Genomic DNA, 16,847 nt, shown 5'->3' on the forward strand with positions numbered 1-16,847 from the left:
TGTCGCGACGTGGCCACCGCAGCGCCACCCCACGACCGGATGTCGGTGCGCGCGGATAGCCTGGAACGGTGACCGAAACCCTGCGCCTCGACCGCCCCGGGTGGCGCACGTGGCTGCTGTGGGGGATCGGGCTGCTCGCCTACGTCGTGTCGATCGTCAACCGCACCTCGCTGTCGGCGGTGGGGGTCGACGCGGCGACCCGTTTCCACGCCGACGCGTCGGCGCTGTCGATGTTCGCCGTCATCCAGCTCTTCGTCTACGGCGCGATGCAGATCCCGGTCGGCCTGCTCCTCGATCGCTTCGGTGCTCGCCCGATCATCGCGATCGGCATGCTGCTGATGGCGGCCGGCCAGCTCGTCATGGCGTTCGCCGATGCGGTGGGGATCGGCATCCTGGCCCGCGTACTCATCGGCGCGGGCGACGCGGCGATCTTCCCCAGCGTGCTGCGCGTGATCGCGACGTGGTTCCCGGCCCAACGGGCGCCACTACTGGTGCAGCTCACCGGGATCATCGGGCAGTTCGGGCAGATCATCGCCGTCGTGCCCCTCGCCGCGCTGCTGCACGCCACGAGCTGGAGTGTCGCGTTCGGCAGCGTCGCCGGGCTCGGCGTGCTGTTCGGCGTGCTGACCTACCTGATCATCCGCAACCGTCCTCCCGAACGGCGCTCCGATCCGGTCGACACGTCCGTCGACACGCAGACGGGCGCGATCCGCGTCGTGAAGTCCTCTGCCGACCTGCGTCAGGGGTTCCGCGAGTCGTGGGCGCACCCGGGCACGCGCCTCGGCTTCTGGTCGCACTTCGCCACGCCGTTCGCGGGCACCGCGTTCATGCTGCTGTGGGGCTTCCCCTTCCTCACCGCGGGTGAGGGGCTCGCGCCGGCCACCGCGTCGCTCATCATGACGACGCTCGTGTTCTTCGGCATCCTGTGCGGACCGGTGATCGGCGCGCTGTCGAGCCGACACCCGACGCGGCGCTCGCGCTGGCTCGTCCTGCCGACGGTGGTGTTCCAGGCCGCGGTGTGGATCGTCGTCATCGTCTGGCCGGGGCCCGCACCGGTGTGGCTGCTGATCGTGCTGATGTTCGCGCTGTCGACCGGAGGCCCCGCCTCGATGATCGCGTTCGACCACGCGCGCACGTTCACCCCGAGCCACCGGCTCAGCACCGCGACGGGCATCGTGAACGGCGGCGGGTTCCTCGCGGCTCTCCTCGCGATCCTGTTCATCGGTATCGCGATGGACGTGCAGGGCGCCGGGACGCCCGACACCTACTCTCTGGATGCCTTCCGCTGGGCGTTCCTCGTGCAGGTGCCCCTCTGGCTCGTGGGCGGCATAGCGATCGCCGTCGAGCGAGGGCGCACCATCCGCCACGTGGGCGGGATCGACAAGCTGCCCCGCTGACGGCTCACGCCCCGCCGGTCAGCCGCCCCCACAGCTCGCCGATGAGCGGAGCGACGTCGGAGGCCCGTTCCGCGGATCCGGATGCCACGGCCACGAGCGGGAACACCGTCACGGCCAGCGCGACGAGAACGGCGAGCACGACCCACACGATCGCGACGCCCGTGCGTCGGCGGGTGAGCGCGAGCAGGAGCAGTCCCGCGACGATGACGACGCCGACCAGCGTCACGAGGGTCACGCTCAGCGCGGGGAAGGGGAGGAGACCCGCGGTCGACGCGGTGGCCCCGGCGAGGAATCCGACGAGCGGCAGGAAGAGCCCCAGAGCGATCAGGACGACGATTCCCGCGCCGATCGCCGTCGCGACGAAGACGCCCCGCGGTCGGCGGGCGGTGGTGATGCGTCCGGCTCTCATCGTCTCGTCCTTTCGTCGGGTCCGCGCGGTGCGGCGTCACAGGGAGGACGAGTCGACCCGGTCTTTCGTCACGCGGCGGGGTGATCGGGCTCTCCAGGCCCCGGTGCGGCATCCCTTGTCCCACTTATGGCCGGTTGAGGCGCGGTGAGGTGGCGAAATCTGGGACACGAAGCGTCAGAGGTGGGACGAGGGTGAGAGGCGCCGGCACTGTCGCAGGCGCCGCCGCCGGATGCCAGACTCGGGGCATGAGCGAGATCGACATCCGTCCCCTCGAGACGATCGAGGGCATCCACGAGGCCTCGCGCCTGTTCGATGCGGTCTGGGTCGGAGATCGGGCGACGATGCCGGCGAACATCTTGCGGGCGCTCGAGCACTCCGGCAACTACGTCGTGGGGCTCTTCGACGGCGAGCACATGATCGGCGCCTCGGCGGCGTTCTTCGGTCCGCCCGCCGAGCGGTCGATGCACTCGCACATCACCGGGGTCCTGCCCGGCTATCAGGGCCGTGGCCTCGGTCGGCAGCTGAAGAACCACCAGCGCGAGTGGGCGCTGGGGCGGGGGATCGGGCACATCACCTGGACTTTCGACCCGCTCATCGCGCGTAACGCGCACTTCAACCTCGCCGTGCTCGGCACGCGCGTGACCGACTACCTCGTCAACCAGTACGGCGAGATGCCCGACGACGTGAACCGCGGGGACGAGTCCGATCGCCTCATGGTGTCGTGGGCTCTCGCCGAACCGCCCGCCCCGACCCCGGCGGATGACACCGTCCGTGCGGTCGTCGAGGTCCCCGACGACATCGAGGCCCTTCGCCGCACCGACCCGGCGGCGGCCGCCGAGTGGCGTGTGCGCCTTCGAGACGAACTGCGGGGGCAGCTGGCATCCGGTCTCCGCATCGGCGGAGTGGACGGGCGCGGGTACCTGCTTGTCTCGCGCTGAGCTGCTCGTGTGTGGGATCTTTCCCACACACGCTGTTGTGGCTTTTATCCCACAATTTCTGTTGCGGGTTTTATCCCACTCGACGTAGAGTGGGATAAAACCCACATGGCAGGGGGTCATCATGCGCGTCGCGCGTTCCGCCGATCTCGGTGCACTCGTCGCAGAGCGCCGCGCGCAACAGGGGCTGTCGCAGGAGCAGCTCGCAAAGAACGCGGGCGTGACGCGCGACTGGCTCGTGCGCTTCGAGAGGGGGAAGCCCTCCGTCACCCTGCACCGGGTGTTCTGGGTGCTCGATGCGCTCGGCCTGGCCCTCGAGGTGCACGATGACGAGTGAGCTGCACGCCTATCTCGACGGGGTGCGTGTGGGTGCCTTCACTCAATCCCGCGCGGGGGCGCTCGGCTTCGAGTACGACGACGACTACCGACGCTCGCGAGGGGCGACGCCGATGTCGCTGTCGATGCCTCTCGCCCGGCAGATGCACAAGAACGCCCCCGCCCGTGCATACCTGAGAGGCCTGCTGCCGGACAGCGCCGGCCGACTCAGGGAACTCGCGAGCGAGTACCACGTGTCCGAGAACAACCCGTTCGCGCTCCTGTCTCACATCGGTCGTGACGCGGCCGGCGCGGTGCAGCTCCTCCCGCAGGGCGAAGACAGCGATGACGCCGCCACGCGCACCGGTCGACTGCAGGTGCACTCCGACGAGGACTTCGCCGGCCTCATCCGAGACCTCATCGCCAACGCCGCCACGTGGGGCGTTCGGCGAGCGGGGCGATGGTCGCTCCCCGGCGCACAGCCGAAGACAGCGCTGTTCCGCACGGCGGAAGGGCAGTGGGCCACCCCTTTGGACTCGACCCCGACGACGCACATCATCAAGCCCGCTGTCCCCCCGTACTCCGAGCACCACATCGTGGAGTACATGACGATGGCGGCGGCGCGTCACCTGGGTCTCGTCGTCGCCGAGAGCGAGATGGCCACCACCACCGCGGGCGACAACGTCTTCATCTCCCGCCGATACGACCGTGCCTTCACCGGCGAACGCTGGGCGCGATTGCACCAAGAAGATCTGTGTCAGGCGCTGGCCGTCGAGCCCGATAAGAAGTACCAGAGCGACGGCGGCCCCGGCGTCGGCAAGATCGCGGATCTATTCCGCGGCCTCCCCAGCGGAAGCGACCGTCAAGACAACAGTCGAAGGTTCTTCGACGCTCTTGCCTTCAACCTTGCGGCCGTCGGCACCGACGCGCATGCGAAGAACTACTCGCTCCTGCTGGATGGCTCGCGCGCGACCCTCGCCCCCCTCTATGACCTCGGCACGCACGCGCCCTATCCGACGCCCGAGGGTCAGCCGATAAAACTGGCGATGTCGCTGGACGGTGAGTACGTGGTCGACCGCGTCGGCGAGAATGCCCTCCAACTGGCCGGGCGTCGGCTGGGGCTCGACCCCGATGAGGCGCTCCTGCGGGCGCGCGAGATCCTGCGTGGCATCGTGTGGGCATTCGACCAGGCCGCCGTCGACGCGATCCGCGTCCTGGGCGACGTTCCGACCATCGCTCGAGTCCGGGATGCCATCGCGGACAACGCGCGGTCGCGCGGATGGGTGGAGCCGACCACCGACATCCCGCTCAGCGACTGAGTCAGGAGTCCGAGACCGGCTCGTCCTTCTCGGCGGCCGGGTCGCCCTGGCCCGGACCCGGGCGGACGGCGGCGTCGTCGCGCACGTCGATGCGGGTGACGCCGTCGTGCTCGGTGACGTCGAAGCGCGGGGCCGCGTCTTCTTCGGTGGCCTTCGGGGCGCTCGTCAGCTGGTCGTGACGGTTCTCTTCGAAGCTCTTGTCGTCGCTCATCGCTCTCACTTCTCTCCGGCCGAACGCCAGGCGTCCGAATCCATGTGCGAGCCCGCCTGCGGGCCCATCTGCAGCATCCCGCCGTCGACGACCCAGCTCGCGCCCGTGACGTACGAGCCCGAGGGAGACGCCAGGAAGCGGATCACGTCGGCGATCTCCTCGGGCTTGCCCGGGCGTCCGAGCGGGATACCGGGACGGTGGGTGCGCTCGGCATCCTCCGCCGACATGTCGTTGATGGGGGTCGCGATCTCGCCCGGCGCGACGGCGTTGGCGGTGATGCCGTACTGCCCGAGTTCGAGCGCCATCGTCTTGATGAGGCCGCCGACACCGTGCTTCGCCGCGACGTAGGGGGCCGAGCCGACGCGCGGCTGGTGCTCGTGCACGCTCGACACGACGATGAGCCGGCCGCCCGTGCGCGCCTCCACCATGCGGCGTGCGGCCGTGTGCAGGGCGAGGAACGCGCCGTCGAGGTTGAGCGAGATGTCGGTGCGCCACGTGTCGAAGTCGAGGTCGAGGAACGAGCCCCCGATGCCGCCGCCGGCGTTGTTGACGAAGACGTCGAGGCCGCCGAGCTCGTCGGCCATGGCGTTCACGGCATCCGGGACCGAATCGAAATCGGTCGCATCGAACTGGGCGACGATCGCGCGCGATCCGCGCGCGCGCACGGCGGCGGCGGTCTCTTCCGCGCCGTCCTTGTCGGAGTGGTAGGTGACGGCGACGTCGATCCCGGCGTCGGCGAGGGCGAGGGCGGTGGCCGCGCCGATGCCCGAGTCGGAGCCGGTGACGATCGCGTGGCGGGGGGTGAAGTCGTCGCTCATGCGCCCGACCGTACGCGCGCGGGGCCGCGCGGTCGTCGGCCTTGCCAGGCGCGGGCGCGGGCGTTACGGTCGCGTCTCCCGGCGGGGCCACCCCGGCCTATCCACTCGCGTCGCGGCCCGCTTTCCGGCACGGGCGCGAGCGAAACTCCTGAACAATCGGCGCAGGCAGGTCGTACGTCCCCCGACAGGCGGCCCGAGCGCCGATCTCTCAGGAGTTTCGCTCGCCGCGCCCGCGCCCGCGCCCGCGCCCGCGCCAACGGCTCGCCGCGCCCGCGCCACCGGCTCGCCGCAGCCGCGCCCCCGGTCCGCGCGGCCGCGCGGTTAGCCTGCCGTCATGCCCCTCACCCGCCCCGCCTCGCCCGTGACCCTGGATGCCGTGGAGCTCCGCGTCCTGCACCTGCCCCTCGTATCGCCGTTCACGACGTCGTTCGGCACCGAGACCGTGCGCGAGGTGATCGTCGTCGCGGCGGAGACGTCGGACGGCGTGGGGTGGGGCGAGGTCGTGACGATGGCCGAGCCGCTGTACTCGAGCGAGTACACGGCCAGCGCGTGGGATGTGCTGAGCCGCTATCTCGCGCCGGCTCTGCTCGAGCGCCGGACGCTCGCGCCCGAGGAGGTCCCCGGCATCCTGCAGCCTTTCGTCGGGCATCGCATGGCCAAGGCGGGTCTCGAGCTCGCGGTGATCGACGCCGCGCTGCGTGCCGAGGGGCGGAGCCTCGGCCACTACCTCGGCGCCGAGAAGACCCGCGTGCCCTCGGGCGTCTCGGTCGGCATCCAGAGCGACCCGGCGGCGCTGGTCGACGTCGTGGGCGGCTACCTCGACGAGGGGTACGTCCGCATCAAGATCAAGATCAAGCCGGGGCGCGACATCGCCGACACCGCCGCCGTCCGCGGGACCTACGCCGACATCCCGCTGCAGGTCGACGCGAACTCGGCGTACACGCTTCAGGATGCCGACACCCTCGCCGAGCTCGACCGCTTCGACCTCTTGCTCATCGAGCAGCCGCTGCAGGAGGACGACCTGGTCGACCACGCGCAGCTCGCGAAGAAGCTGCGGACGCCCGTGTGCCTCGACGAGTCGATCGTCTCGGCGAAGGCGGCCGCCGACGCCCTGACGCTCGGCTCTGCGGCGATCATCAACATCAAGGCGGGTCGCGTGGGCGGCTACCTCGAAGCCGTCGCGGTGCACGACCTGTGCCGGGCCGCCGGGATCCCCGTGTGGTGCGGCGGCATGCTCGAGACGGGGATCGGCCGTGCGGCCAACGCCGCTCTCGCCGCCCTGCCGGGCTTCACGCTGCCGGGTGACATCTCGGCATCCGCCCGCTTCTACACGCGCGACATCGTCACCGAACCCGCCGTCATCGAGGACGGGCACGTGCGCGTGCCCACCGGACCCGGCCTCGGCGTCGAGATCGACCGGGCTGCTCTCGACGCCGTGACCGTGCGACGCGAGCGCCTCACACGCTGAGCCGGAGCACGGACCCGGCGCGGACCCGGCGCACGGACCCGGCGCACGGACCCGGCGGCGACGGGCCGCTTCGGTAAACTGGGGGTCCGCGTCATCCGCGGCATCCCACAGCTTTCCCGACCATTGGAGCCACCGTGGCCGAACAGTCCCGCCTCGACAAGGTCATCGCCCTCGCCCGCCATCGCGGGTTCGTGTTCCAGGCCGGTGAGATCTACGGCGGTTCGCGCTCGGCATGGGACTACGGCCCCCTCGGTACCGAGTTGAAAGAGAACATCCGTCGCCAGTGGTGGCAGACGTTCGTCCGTGGGCGCGGCGACATGGTGGGCCTCGACTCGAGCATCATCCTCCCCAAGCGGGTGTGGGAGGCCTCGGGTCACGTCGCGACCTTCACCGACCCGCTGGTCGAGTGTTTGCACTGCCACAAGCGCTTCCGCGCCGACAACCTCATCGAGGACTTCGAGGCCCGCAAGGGCCGCAAGGCCGAGAACGGCCTCGCCGACGTCCCGTGCCCCAACTGCGGCACGAAGGGCCAGTACACCGAGCCGAAGTCGTTCTCGGGCCTGGTCAAGACCTACCTCGGTGTCGTCGACGACGAGTCGGGCTTGTATTTCCTTCGCCCCGAGACCGCGCAGGGCATCTTCGTGAACTTCTCGAACGTGCTCACGGCATCCCGCCGCAAGCCCCCGTTCGGCGTCGGCCAGGTCGGCAAGGCGTTCCGCAACGAGATCACGCCCGGAAACTTCATCTTCCGCACGCGCGAGTTCGAGCAGATGGAGATCGAGTACTTCACGCCCCCCGCCGAGGCGAATGAGTGGTTCGAGCACTGGGTCGAGGCCTGCTGGAACTGGTTCATCGACCTCGGGATCAACCCCGAGAACATGAAGCGCTTCGACGTGCCCGAGGACGACCGCGCGCACTACTCCGCCGGCACGATCGACGTCGAGTACCGCTTCGGCTTCCCGGGCAAGGAGTGGGGCGAGCTCATGGGCGTCGCCAACCGCACCGACTACGACCTCAAGAGCCACTCCGAGGCGTCGGGCCAGTCGCTCACCTTCTTCGACCAGGCGTCGGGCGAGAAGTACACGCCCTACGTGATCGAGCCCTCGTTCGGCCTCACCCGCGCGATGATGGCGTTCCTCGTCGATGCCTACCGCGAAGAAGAGGTGCCCAACGCCAAGGGCGGCACCGACACCCGCACGGTGCTGAAGCTCGACCCGCGTCTCGCGCCCGTCAAGGTCGCAGTCCTGCCGCTCTCGCGCAACGAGCGTCTGTCGCCGCTGGCCCGCGAGGTCGCCGACACGCTGCGCGCGGCCGGGTGGAACATCGACTTCGACGACGCCGGTGCCATCGGCCGTCGCTATCGCCGTCAGGACGAGATCGGCACCCCGTACTGCGTCACCGTCGACTTCGACTCGCTCGACGACAACGCCGTGACCGTGCGCGACCGCGACACGATGGGCCAGGAGCGCATCGGCCTCGACGCGCTCCACGGCTACCTCGCCGAACGGCTGCGCGGAGCCTGAGCCGGTTATGACGGGCTCCGAGGACTTCGTCGAGATCATCCGGGCGGCCGTCGAGGCCGACCCCGGAAACATCGGTCTGCGCGTCGATCTCATCGAGCTGCTGCTGCAGGACCACCTCGACGAGGCGGCCGCGCAGATCGATCGTGTCGCCGAGCAGGGCGCGAACACGGCCACCGTGAACGTGCTGCGGGCGCGGTTGATGGCGGCGCGTCTGCGCGCGGGCCAGACTCCGGATGCCACCTCCGCGGCTTCAGCGACCGACGAGGCCGCGGTGCCCCCGGCTCCGGCCGGCCCCGCCAGCCCGGCACCGCCCTTCGTGCCACCCGCCCCGGAAACGCCGCCTTCGGCCGCGGCGGTCCCTCCGCGCGCGTCACCCCCACCGCCCGCCCCGGCCGACACCACCGCGAGCGACCCGCCCCTGCTCCGGGTCTCGGCCGATGAGGTCGAGAAGCCGGTGTGGGACGTCGAACGGCCGGCCGTGACCCTCGCCGACGTCGCGGGGCTCGACGAGGTCAAGCAGCACCTCAACGGCGCCTTCCTCCTTCCGATGCGCAACCCCGAGATGGCGCGCATGTTCGGCAAGGCCGCGCGCGGAAGCCTCTTGATGTACGGCCCGCCGGGCTGCGGCAAGACGTTCATCGCGCGGGCGATCGCGGGCGAGCTCGAGGCGAACTTCGTGCACGCGACCCTCGCCGACCTCGTGCGCCCGCACTTCGGCGAGACCGAGCAGGCGATCCACTCCCTCTTCGAGGCGGCGCGCAAGGCACGGCCGTGCGTGGTCTTCATCGACGAGTTCGACGCGATCGGCGGGCGACGGACGTCCGGCGGGTCGTCGTCCCAGTACCTGCGGATGTTCGCCAGCCAGTTGCTCGAAGAGTTCGACGGGGTGGATGCCGACAACGACGGGATCTACATCCTCGCCGCCACCAACCGCCCGTGGGATGTCGACCCGGCGCTCCGGCGTCCGGGACGCCTCGATCGCACGGTACTCGTGCTTCCGCCCGACGAGCCCGCGCGCGTCGCGATCATCGAGAACACCCTGCGGGACAAGCCCGTCGCCGCGGTCGACGCGCGCGAGGTGGCGCGACGCACCGCCGAGTTCTCGGGTGCCGACATCGCCTATGTCGTCCACCAGGCGATCGAGGCCGCATTCACCGAGTCGGTGGCATCCGGGGTCCCGCGCATGATCGGCACCGCCGATCTCGAGAGGGCGGCGGCGCGGGTCGTGCCCTCCACGCGCGAATGGTTCGAGCAGATCAAGCCCGTGCTCGAATACGGGGTCGACGACGGCACGTTCGGTCAGCTGCGGGCCTACCTCAAGCGCCACCGCCTCTGACATGGCATCCGACCCGATCGTCGAGGCGCGGCGGTATCTCCTCCTCGATGAACCGGAGAGGGCGCAACGGGTGCTCGAGCGCGTGCTCGCGGAGCAGCCCGACCACGGCCCGGCCCTGGCGCTGATGGCCTATGCCCGCCTCCAGACGGGTGCGCTCGACCTCGCCGAGCGCGACGCGCGTCTCGCGTTCGCGCACGCGGAGCTGAGACCGGATGCCGCCGCCCTGCTCGCCCGCATCACCATGACCCGCGACCCCGTCGAGGCGACGGGATGGGCCAGTGAGGCCGTCCGACTCGATCCCGCTCGCAGCGAGTTCCGCATCGTTCTCGCGAGGATCCTGCGCGAGCGTCGGCTCTTCGAACCCGCACGGGTCGAGGCGGAAGCGGCGCTCGCGAACGCCGCATCCGACGATGAGCGGACCGACGCCCTCATCACGGCCTCGTCGATCGCCGTCGTCCACGCTCCGCGACGCGCGGAGGCGCTGCGCCTCGCCGAGGAAGCGGCCCGAATCAATCCGACCGATCCGCGGGTCGGGCAGATGCTCGCCGCCGCGCAGGTCGTCAACGGGCAGCGTGCCGCGGCGATCCGGACGGCGCGTCGGGTGCTGAGTGAGAACCCGCTCGCACGCACTCCGCCGTATCTCGCGCAGGTGGCCACGGCTCTGATGGTGCGCCAGCTGATCGGTCTCATCACGATCGTGACGGCGCTCGTGCCGTTCTTCACCTTCGCGATGTTCGCGCAGGCGCTCGGCGCGTCGACAGGCTCCCGCCTCGGGGCGGCAGTGGGGCTGGTCTGCACCGTCGTGATCGGCGTCGGGACCCTGAATCCCCTGCGCGATCGCGCGGTGGTGCGGGCGATGTGGCTGTTCGCGCGCCAGCGGGCGATCGAGGTCGTGTCGGTCGTCACCGTCGCGGTGATCGCGGTGGGCTACCTCGTCGTCGCGTTGACGGGGTTCTTCCCGCTCATCGCCGTGCTGCCCTTCCTCTCGGTCGCGGTCTGGACCGTGCACGAGGTGAAGCTCACGCAGCTGCGTCCGCCCGCGTCGTAAGGGCCGAGGGCATTTCAGCCGCCCCGCCCCGGGCGAGACCGCGGGCCGTGCCGCCCGACGCCGACAGACGCCCGCGAGCGCCCCTGACAGCGCCGTGACAGCGACCACGCCCCCGTGACAGGAGCGCGACAGCGCGCCCGGCGCATCCTGTCGTCATGACCACTTCATCCACCCGCTCTCCCGCGGTCCGAGCCGAAGGGCTCGTCAAGACGTTCGGCTCCAACCGGGCCGTCGACGGCGTCGATCTCGTCGTCGAAGCCGGCACGGTCTACGGCGTGCTCGGCCCCAACGGCGCCGGCAAGACCACCACCATCAGCATGCTGACGACGCTGCTGCGCCCCGACGGCGGCCGCGCCGAGATCTTCGGCCACGACGTCGCCCGCGAACCGCACGTCGTGCGCCAGCTCATCGGCCTCACCGGGCAGTTCGCCTCGGTCGACGAGAAGCTCTCGGCCACCGAGAACCTCATGATCTTCGGGCGTCTCCTCGGCCTCTCCCGGAGTGACGCCCGCCGGAAGGCGAGCGAACTGCTCGAGGAGTTCGGCCTCACCGAGGCGGCATCCCGCCCCCTCGCGAAGTTCTCCGGCGGTATGCGTCGCCGGCTCGACCTCGCGGCATCCCTCATCGCCCAGCCGCCGCTCATCTTCCTCGACGAGCCGACCACGGGCCTGGATCCCCGCACCCGCGGACAGATGTGGGACACGATCCGCCGGCTCGTGGCATCCGGATCCACCGTCGTGCTCACCACGCAGTACCTCGACGAGGCCGACCAGCTCGCCGACCGCATCGCCGTCATCGACCGCGGACGCGTCGTCGCCGAGGGCACGGCGCTCGAGCTCAAGGCCTCGGTCGGACAGGCGTCTCTCGTGCTGCGTCTGCAGCCCGGCTCCGATCTCGACGTCGCCCGCGCGACGGTCGGACGGGTCCTGGATGCCACGGCCATCGTCTCCCCGGAGGCGGCGCGCCTCACGGTGCCGATGTCCGACCCCGATCAGGTCACCGACCTGCTGGTGGCCTTCCGCGAGGAGGGCGTGCACCTGAGCGAGTTCAGTGTTCAGCAGCCCACCCTCGACGAGGTCTTCCTCACCCTCACCGGCACCGGTGTGCCCACCGACGACCGCCCGGCGCACGAGAACGCCGACGCCCTGGAAGGAGTCCGCTCATGAGCGCCCTCACCCTCGAACGCGACCTCCCGCGCACCGCGAGCCTCGCGCAGACCGTCCAGAACACCCTCACCATGGCGGGCCGCGGTCTGTTGAAGATCCGGCGGACGCCCGAGCAGCTCATCGACGTGACGCTGCAGCCGATCCTGTTCACCCTGATGTTCACGTACATCTTCGGCGGCGCGATCGCGGGCGATGTGCAGAACTACCTGCCGATCATCATCCCCGGCATCCTCGTGCAGACGGTCATCACGACCTCGGTCGTGACCGGTACGCAGCTGCGCGAAGACATGGACAAGGGCGTGTTCGACCGGTTCCGCTCCCTCCCGATCGCGCGCATCGCGCCGCTGTCGGGGGCGCTGCTGGCCGACACGGTCCGCTACGCGATCGCGACGACGCTGACCTTCACGATGGGCTTCGTCATGGGCTTCCGGCCCGAGGGGGGCCTGTGGGCCGTCATCGCGGCGGGCCTCCTCGTCATCGCGTGCTCGTGGGCGATCAGCTGGATCTTCGCGTTCTTCGGCGTCATCGCCCGCAGTGCGTCGAGCGTGCAGGGCATCTCGATGATCATCCTGTTCCCCCTGACGTTCCTGTCCAACGCGTTCGTCCCCGCGGACACCATGCCCTCGTGGCTGCAGTGGTTCGTCAACGTCAACCCGGTGTCGCACCTCGTGACCGCGGTCCGCGACCTGGTCAACAGCGGCACGATCGGCTCCGACGCGCTCATCTCGCTCGCCGGTGCCGCGGTCATCGTGGCGGTCTTCGCTCCGCTGACGGTGCGCGCTTACATGCGCAAGGCCTAGTCGAGCGGGGCCTCGTCGAGCAGAGGCGCGAGGGCCTCGGCATCCACGTCCGACAGGGGCGTCCGGATGCCGGGGCCCTCCGTCGTGGGAGCCTCGGGCAGTTCGGCCAGGCGTGCTCGCGTCCACAGGAAGAAGGGGTCGCGGACATCGGCGGCACCGCGCACGGCGGCGGCGCGGGCGAGGGCTTCTTCGGCGCGGGAGCGACGCCCGGTCGCGGCGTTCCACCCGGCGATCGCGAGCAGGACCGTCGCGACGATCGGGAAGTCCCGTGACCGGGCCGCGCAATCGAGCGCTGAGCGGAGCGCGTCGCGGGCCTCGTCGTGCCGGCCGAGCAGCAGCAGCGCCTGCGCGCGTTGCGCGTCGCGCCACGCGACGACCTGATCCGGGAATCCCGGCTCGAGAGCGATGCGCTCCACTGATCTCAGCGCCTCGGCGCCGTCCCCGGCGGCGACCGCGACGGACGAGCGGGTCATGGCCGCCTGCGCGAGAGCGCGTACCGAGCCGTCGGCGCCCGCGAGGAGCTCGATCTCCTCCGCGCGGGCGCGCGCCTCGTCGTCCCGGCCGAGGCGGAGCAGGATGCCGACGGCCTGAGCGCGCTGCTGCAGGAAGTCCGAGACCGACGTGAGCCCGCGGATCGCGTCGCTCGAGCGGTCGGTGACGAGGAGCGCCTCGTCGAGGCGGCCCTCGAGGATGAGCCACTCCGCGCGCAGCTGGCTCGCGAAGCCGGTGCCCCACGGGTCGCCGATCTCGGTGAACATCTCGAGCGCGCGGCCGCTTTCGACACCGAGCGTGACGGCGTCCCCGGCGTTCTGCGCGGCCCCGGCGTGCAGCGTGTGCAGGATCGCCCGCGACCACGGCGGGGCGGCGTGCAGCTCGGCGTCGGTCACGTCGACGTGCCAGGTGCGGGCGGCATCGCCGTCTCCCGCGGCGAGCACCGAGCCCGCGAGGCGCAGCAGCGGCGGGATCAGCGCCGTGACCTCCGAGGGGTGTCGGTGAGCGGCTTCCTCGAGCTCGAGGCGGCGGGCCAGGAAGACCTCGGGCGACAGGCCGGTCGTGCCGCCGGGTTCGGGGAAGGTGGCCGAGAACAGCGCGACCGCCTCGACCACGATGGTCGGTTCGTCGTCGAGAGGGGGCGTGGGATCGGCGACGTCGGCGACCGCGCGCCGCAGGTCGTCGCTGCGCTCGCGGATCGCCCACGGCCAGAGCAGGCTGCGCAGCAGTCTTGCTCCCGCTCGACGGTCTCCCGCCCGGGCGAGGGCGCGGAGCGCCGCGGTCAGGTTCTCGTCGTTCGCGTCGAACCAGGCGAGGGCAGCAGGGAGCCCCGGCCCACGCACGTCCCGCTCCCACCGCGCGGCGAGAACCGTGAGCACGTCGGCGGCGGTGCGGCGGTACCGCTCCTCCTCGCCGTCGGTGCGCAGCCGGTCGAGCCCGTACTCGCGCACGGTCTCGAGCATCCGGAATCGTCCGTCGCGCCGGGTAAGGAGCGAGCGGTCGACGAGGGCGTCGAGAGTGTCGGCATCCACCCCGAAGGCCGTGGCGACGGCACGGGCGTCCGAGGCGCCGATGCCGTCGGGGAAGACGGCCGCGGTGCGCAGGGCGACCCGCTCGGGGTCGGTGAGGGTGTCCCAGCTCCAGTCGATGAGCGCCCGGAGGGTACGGTGTCGCTCCGAACTGAGCCGCGGTCCGCGCGACAACAGGGCGAAGCGGTCGTCGAGGCCGGCGTCGATCTCGGCGAGGGTGAGGGTGCGCGAGCGCGCGGCGGCGAGCTCGATGGCCAGGGGGAGCCCGTCGAGGCGGCGCACGATCCGGGCGGCGGCCTCGTGCTCGTCCGGCGTCGGTTCGCTCCCGCGCGCGGATCGCACGCGGCGGGCGAACAGGGCGTCCGCATCGGCGGGCGGCAGAGGACCCAGGTCGACGAAGGCTTCGCCCGGGATGCCGAGCGGCTCACGGCTCGTCGCGAGGACGCGCACACCCTCGCTCATTCCGAGGAGGGTCAGCGCGGCGTCCGCCGCTTCGCCCGTCACGTGCTCGCAGTTGTCGAGCACGAGCAGCACATCGCGTCCGGCGACCGCCTCGGCGACACGCTCGACCGAGGTCGAGGTCGCGCCGGTCGTGTCGCGCACGCGCATGCCGCGTCCGACGGCACCGGCGATCGCCGTCCAGACCTCTCCCGCCGCGGCCGGGGCGAGCTCGACGACGATCGCACCGGCGAGTCCGCGGGCGGTCTCGACGGCGAGCGTGGTCTTGCCCGCTCCGCCCGGGCCGACGATCGTGACGAGCCGGTCCGTGGTGAGACGTGAGCGGATGGCGTCGAGCTCGTCGTCTCGGCCGATCAGGCTCGTGACCGGGGCGGGGAGCACGGGCGGAGCCGCGCGAGCGGGGGCCGCCGCGGCGAGGCGCTCGGCGTGGGCGCGATCCTCGAGGAGGTCGCGGACGAGCCAGTCGAAGCCCTCGCCCGGTGTCCAGACGTCGCCGGTCCAGAGCGCCAGCGCTTCGCGGGCGCGGGCCGCGTCGCCGGTGGCGCGGGCCTCGGCCACCAGGTCCTGGAAGAGCGTGATGTCGACGTCGCGGCGGTCCACGTCGAGGCGGTAGCCGCCGGGCGTGGACGACACCGATCCCGCGGGGAGCGCGCGGCGCAGGCGCGACACGAGCGACTGCAGGGCCGCCCGGGGGTCGTCGGGGACGTCGAGGGGCCAGAGGTCTTCGGCCAGGGCGCGGGCGCTCACGGTGGTGCCGGCATCCACCGCGAGGCGGAGGAGCAGCGACTGCTGGCCGCGCCCGGGCACGACGGCATCCCCGTCATCCGTGGCGACGCTCAACCCGCCGAAGAACCGCACCCGCACGGATTCACTCTAGGTGGCTGGCCGTTCCCGTCCGACGGGCGCCCGTGCCCTCGCAGATTCGGAGACCGTCACCGGATTCGGAAGAATCGCGGCATCCGGTCCGAATCCGATGCATCCGTCCGAATCCGGCGCGCGTCGCCTACCGCCCGGCGGTGCTCGCGCGCTCGACCAGCCGGGGGAGCCTCACCTGCACGCGGTCGCTCGGGGGATCGGCATCCTGGATCGCGGCGAACAGCTCGAGGCAGGCCTCGCCGACCTCGCGGGCCTCGAGGTCGAAAGAGGTCACTGTGGGGCTCAGGAGCGCGTGCATCGGCTCGTCGACGTACGCCGCGAGCAGGAGGTCGTCGCCGACGCGTCTCCCGGCGCGGTGGGCGGCTTCGAGGGCGGGGGCGGCCGATCCGCTCGGGCCCACGATGAGGGCGTCGACATGCTCTGTCGCCAGGATGTCGCCCACGGCCGCGTCGACTTCCTCGGCGGTGGGGATGAAGCCGATGGCGCGTGAGATCGGGATGCCGCCGCGCTCGGCGGTCCACGTCTCGTACGTCGCGGTGAGCTCACGGCTCCACGCGGTGCCTGCCGAGGGGAGAACCGCGGCGATGCGCTCGGCCCCCCGGGTGGCCAGGTGGTCCAGGAGGAGGCGCAGGGCGGCTTCGTGGTCGTAGACCACGCTCGCCGCGACCCGTCCCTCGCCGCCCACGAGGTGTTCGGCGCTGACAACCGGGCGGCCGGTGTCGAGGATCGCCCGGACGCCGGCATCCTCCGTCGTCCCGTCGACCACCACGTACCCGTCGACGAAGGCCGTCGGCGGGGTGGTGTCGTCGGCGTTGCGGTGAGGGAGCAGGATCACCGAGAGGCCGCGTCGGTCGGCGGCGTCGACCACCCCGAAGGCGAACTCCGTGTAGTACGGCAGGCGCGTCGCCCCCGGGGGAAGGGACAGCCCGATCGCGCCGTACCGGGCGGTGCGGAGGCTGCGCGCGGGGGCGTTGACCACGTACCCCAGCGTGCGGGCGGCGGCGAGCACCCGGTCCCGGGTCTCGGGCGAGACGCCGGCCTTGTCGCGAAGCGCGAACGACGCGGCCGCGATCGAGACGCCGGCCGCGTCGGCCACGTCGTGCAGCGTCGGTTTGCGGGGCGTCACACGGCCCGACAGTACCCGACGCCGAATCGACTCTTGCGCCGATACCAACTTAAACGTTTAATATCCCTGAAACACCACGAGCTCCCGGGCTGAAACACCGAGCCCGTAGCCTCGGGCTCGA

The 16,847-nt window shown here is 71.3% G+C and carries 15 protein-coding genes; 10 read left to right on the top strand and 5 right to left on the bottom strand.

The genetic code is table 11. The features are described from left to right. The first annotated feature begins 68 nt into the window (after positions 1–68). Positions 69–1,397, top strand: coding sequence for an MFS transporter (locus AB0O24_RS05195; RefSeq protein ID WP_363373071.1), 1,329 nt, complete (start codon positions 69–71; stop codon positions 1,395–1,397). A gap of 4 nt (positions 1,398–1,401) precedes the next feature. On the opposite strand, the gene AB0O24_RS05200 is transcribed toward AB0O24_RS05195, so the two are convergent. Beyond that, complete coding sequence (locus AB0O24_RS05200) at positions 1,402–1,806, bottom strand: MFS transporter permease (protein ID WP_363373073.1); 405 nt, start codon at positions 1,804–1,806, stop codon at positions 1,402–1,404. 245 nt (positions 1,807–2,051) lie between these two features. Between AB0O24_RS05200 and AB0O24_RS05205 the strand changes: the two genes are divergently transcribed. The 3 genes from AB0O24_RS05205 to AB0O24_RS05215 all read left to right on the top strand — a co-directional run bounded on the left by AB0O24_RS05205 (position 2,052) and on the right by AB0O24_RS05215 (position 4,375). Further along, positions 2,052–2,744, top strand: a complete 693-nt coding sequence (locus AB0O24_RS05205) for a GNAT family N-acetyltransferase (protein WP_363373075.1) — start codon at positions 2,052–2,054, stop codon at positions 2,742–2,744. Positions 2,745–2,865: 121 nt separating this feature from the next. Beyond that, positions 2,866–3,078: a helix-turn-helix domain-containing protein gene (locus AB0O24_RS05210; protein WP_275801388.1), complete on the top strand. Its 213-nt coding sequence runs from the start codon at positions 2,866–2,868 to the stop codon at positions 3,076–3,078. Beyond that, positions 3,068–4,375 (top strand): HipA domain-containing protein, encoded by a 1,308-nt coding sequence (locus AB0O24_RS05215; protein ID WP_275801389.1) that lies wholly within the window; start codon positions 3,068–3,070, stop codon positions 4,373–4,375. Before AB0O24_RS05210 ends, AB0O24_RS05215 begins: the two co-directional genes overlap by 11 nt. A gap of 1 nt (position 4,376) precedes the next feature. Here the strand turns inward: AB0O24_RS05215 and AB0O24_RS05220 are convergent, their stop codons facing one another. Both AB0O24_RS05220 and AB0O24_RS05225 read right to left on the bottom strand, forming a co-directional pair. After that, positions 4,377–4,586 carry a multidrug transporter gene (locus AB0O24_RS05220; protein WP_275801390.1) on the bottom strand — a complete coding sequence of 70 codons (210 nt, stop codon included), beginning with the start codon at positions 4,584–4,586 and terminating at the stop codon, positions 4,377–4,379. A gap of 5 nt (positions 4,587–4,591) precedes the next feature. After that, positions 4,592–5,404 carry an SDR family oxidoreductase gene (locus tag AB0O24_RS05225; protein WP_307384460.1) on the bottom strand — a complete coding sequence of 271 codons (813 nt, stop codon included), beginning with the start codon at positions 5,402–5,404 and terminating at the stop codon, positions 4,592–4,594. A 334-nt stretch (positions 5,405–5,738) separates the two neighbouring features. Here AB0O24_RS05225 and menC point away from each other — a divergent pair, with 334 nt between their 5' ends. From menC to AB0O24_RS05255, 6 genes are all read left to right on the top strand, one after another. Then, positions 5,739–6,872 (top strand): o-succinylbenzoate synthase, encoded by a 1,134-nt coding sequence (gene menC / locus AB0O24_RS05230; protein WP_363373081.1) that lies wholly within the window; start codon positions 5,739–5,741, stop codon positions 6,870–6,872. A 134-nt stretch (positions 6,873–7,006) separates the two neighbouring features. Next, positions 7,007–8,395: a glycine--tRNA ligase gene (locus AB0O24_RS05235; RefSeq protein WP_275801489.1), complete on the top strand. Its 1,389-nt coding sequence runs from the start codon at positions 7,007–7,009 to the stop codon at positions 8,393–8,395. Between the two features lie 7 nt (positions 8,396–8,402). Beyond that, positions 8,403–9,731 carry an AAA family ATPase gene (locus tag AB0O24_RS05240; RefSeq protein WP_363373083.1) on the top strand — a complete coding sequence of 443 codons (1,329 nt, stop codon included), beginning with the start codon at positions 8,403–8,405 and terminating at the stop codon, positions 9,729–9,731. Position 9,732: 1 nt separating this feature from the next. Continuing rightward, positions 9,733–10,779 carry a hypothetical protein gene (locus AB0O24_RS05245; RefSeq protein ID WP_363373085.1) on the top strand — a complete coding sequence of 349 codons (1,047 nt, stop codon included), beginning with the start codon at positions 9,733–9,735 and terminating at the stop codon, positions 10,777–10,779. A 155-nt stretch (positions 10,780–10,934) separates the two neighbouring features. Beyond that, complete coding sequence (locus tag AB0O24_RS05250) at positions 10,935–11,945, top strand: ATP-binding cassette domain-containing protein (protein WP_363373088.1); 1,011 nt, start codon at positions 10,935–10,937, stop codon at positions 11,943–11,945. After that, a complete protein-coding gene (locus tag AB0O24_RS05255; protein ID WP_363373090.1) occupies positions 11,942–12,745 on the top strand; it encodes an ABC transporter permease in 804 nt (267 codons plus the stop codon). Before AB0O24_RS05250 ends, AB0O24_RS05255 begins: the two co-directional genes overlap by 4 nt. Here AB0O24_RS05255 and AB0O24_RS05260 read toward each other — a convergent pair. Both AB0O24_RS05260 and AB0O24_RS05265 read right to left on the bottom strand, forming a co-directional pair. Further along, positions 12,742–15,588: an AAA family ATPase gene (locus AB0O24_RS05260; protein WP_363373093.1), complete on the bottom strand. Its 2,847-nt coding sequence runs from the start codon at positions 15,586–15,588 to the stop codon at positions 12,742–12,744. The two genes, AB0O24_RS05255 and AB0O24_RS05260, sit on opposite strands and share 4 nt — an antisense overlap. Positions 15,589–15,727: 139 nt before the next feature. After that, on the bottom strand, positions 15,728–16,726 hold the full coding sequence (locus tag AB0O24_RS05265) for a LacI family DNA-binding transcriptional regulator (RefSeq protein WP_275797106.1): 999 nt from the start codon (positions 16,724–16,726) through the stop codon (positions 15,728–15,730). Positions 16,727–16,847 lie beyond the last annotated feature (121 nt).

The organism is Microbacterium sp. NPDC086615, from assembly GCF_040686055.1.
Taxonomy (GTDB): Bacteria; Actinomycetota; Actinomycetes; order Actinomycetales; family Microbacteriaceae; genus Microbacterium.

Excerpts from the sequence above, each read along its gene's own strand:
- AB0O24_RS05220 (WP_275801390.1), bottom strand. The coding sequence starts at position 4,586 with ATGAGCGACGACAAGAGCTTCGAAGAGAACCGTCACGACCAGCTGACG.
- AB0O24_RS05240 (WP_363373083.1), top strand. The coding sequence starts at position 8,403 with ATGACGGGCTCCGAGGACTTCGTCGAGATCATCCGGGCGGCCGTCGAG.
- AB0O24_RS05255 (WP_363373090.1), top strand. The coding sequence starts at position 11,942 with ATGAGCGCCCTCACCCTCGAACGCGACCTCCCGCGCACCGCGAGCCTC.
- AB0O24_RS05250 (WP_363373088.1), top strand. The coding sequence starts at position 10,935 with ATGACCACTTCATCCACCCGCTCTCCCGCGGTCCGAGCCGAAGGGCTC.
- AB0O24_RS05200 (WP_363373073.1), bottom strand. The coding sequence starts at position 1,806 with ATGAGAGCCGGACGCATCACCACCGCCCGCCGACCGCGGGGCGTCTTC.
- AB0O24_RS05215 (WP_275801389.1), top strand. The coding sequence starts at position 3,068 with ATGACGAGTGAGCTGCACGCCTATCTCGACGGGGTGCGTGTGGGTGCC.
- AB0O24_RS05205 (WP_363373075.1), top strand. The coding sequence starts at position 2,052 with ATGAGCGAGATCGACATCCGTCCCCTCGAGACGATCGAGGGCATCCAC.
- AB0O24_RS05245 (WP_363373085.1), top strand. The coding sequence starts at position 9,733 with ATGGCATCCGACCCGATCGTCGAGGCGCGGCGGTATCTCCTCCTCGAT.
- AB0O24_RS05225 (WP_307384460.1), bottom strand. The coding sequence starts at position 5,404 with ATGAGCGACGACTTCACCCCCCGCCACGCGATCGTCACCGGCTCCGAC.
- menC (WP_363373081.1), top strand. The coding sequence starts at position 5,739 with ATGCCCCTCACCCGCCCCGCCTCGCCCGTGACCCTGGATGCCGTGGAG.
- AB0O24_RS05210 (WP_275801388.1), top strand. The coding sequence starts at position 2,866 with ATGCGCGTCGCGCGTTCCGCCGATCTCGGTGCACTCGTCGCAGAGCGC.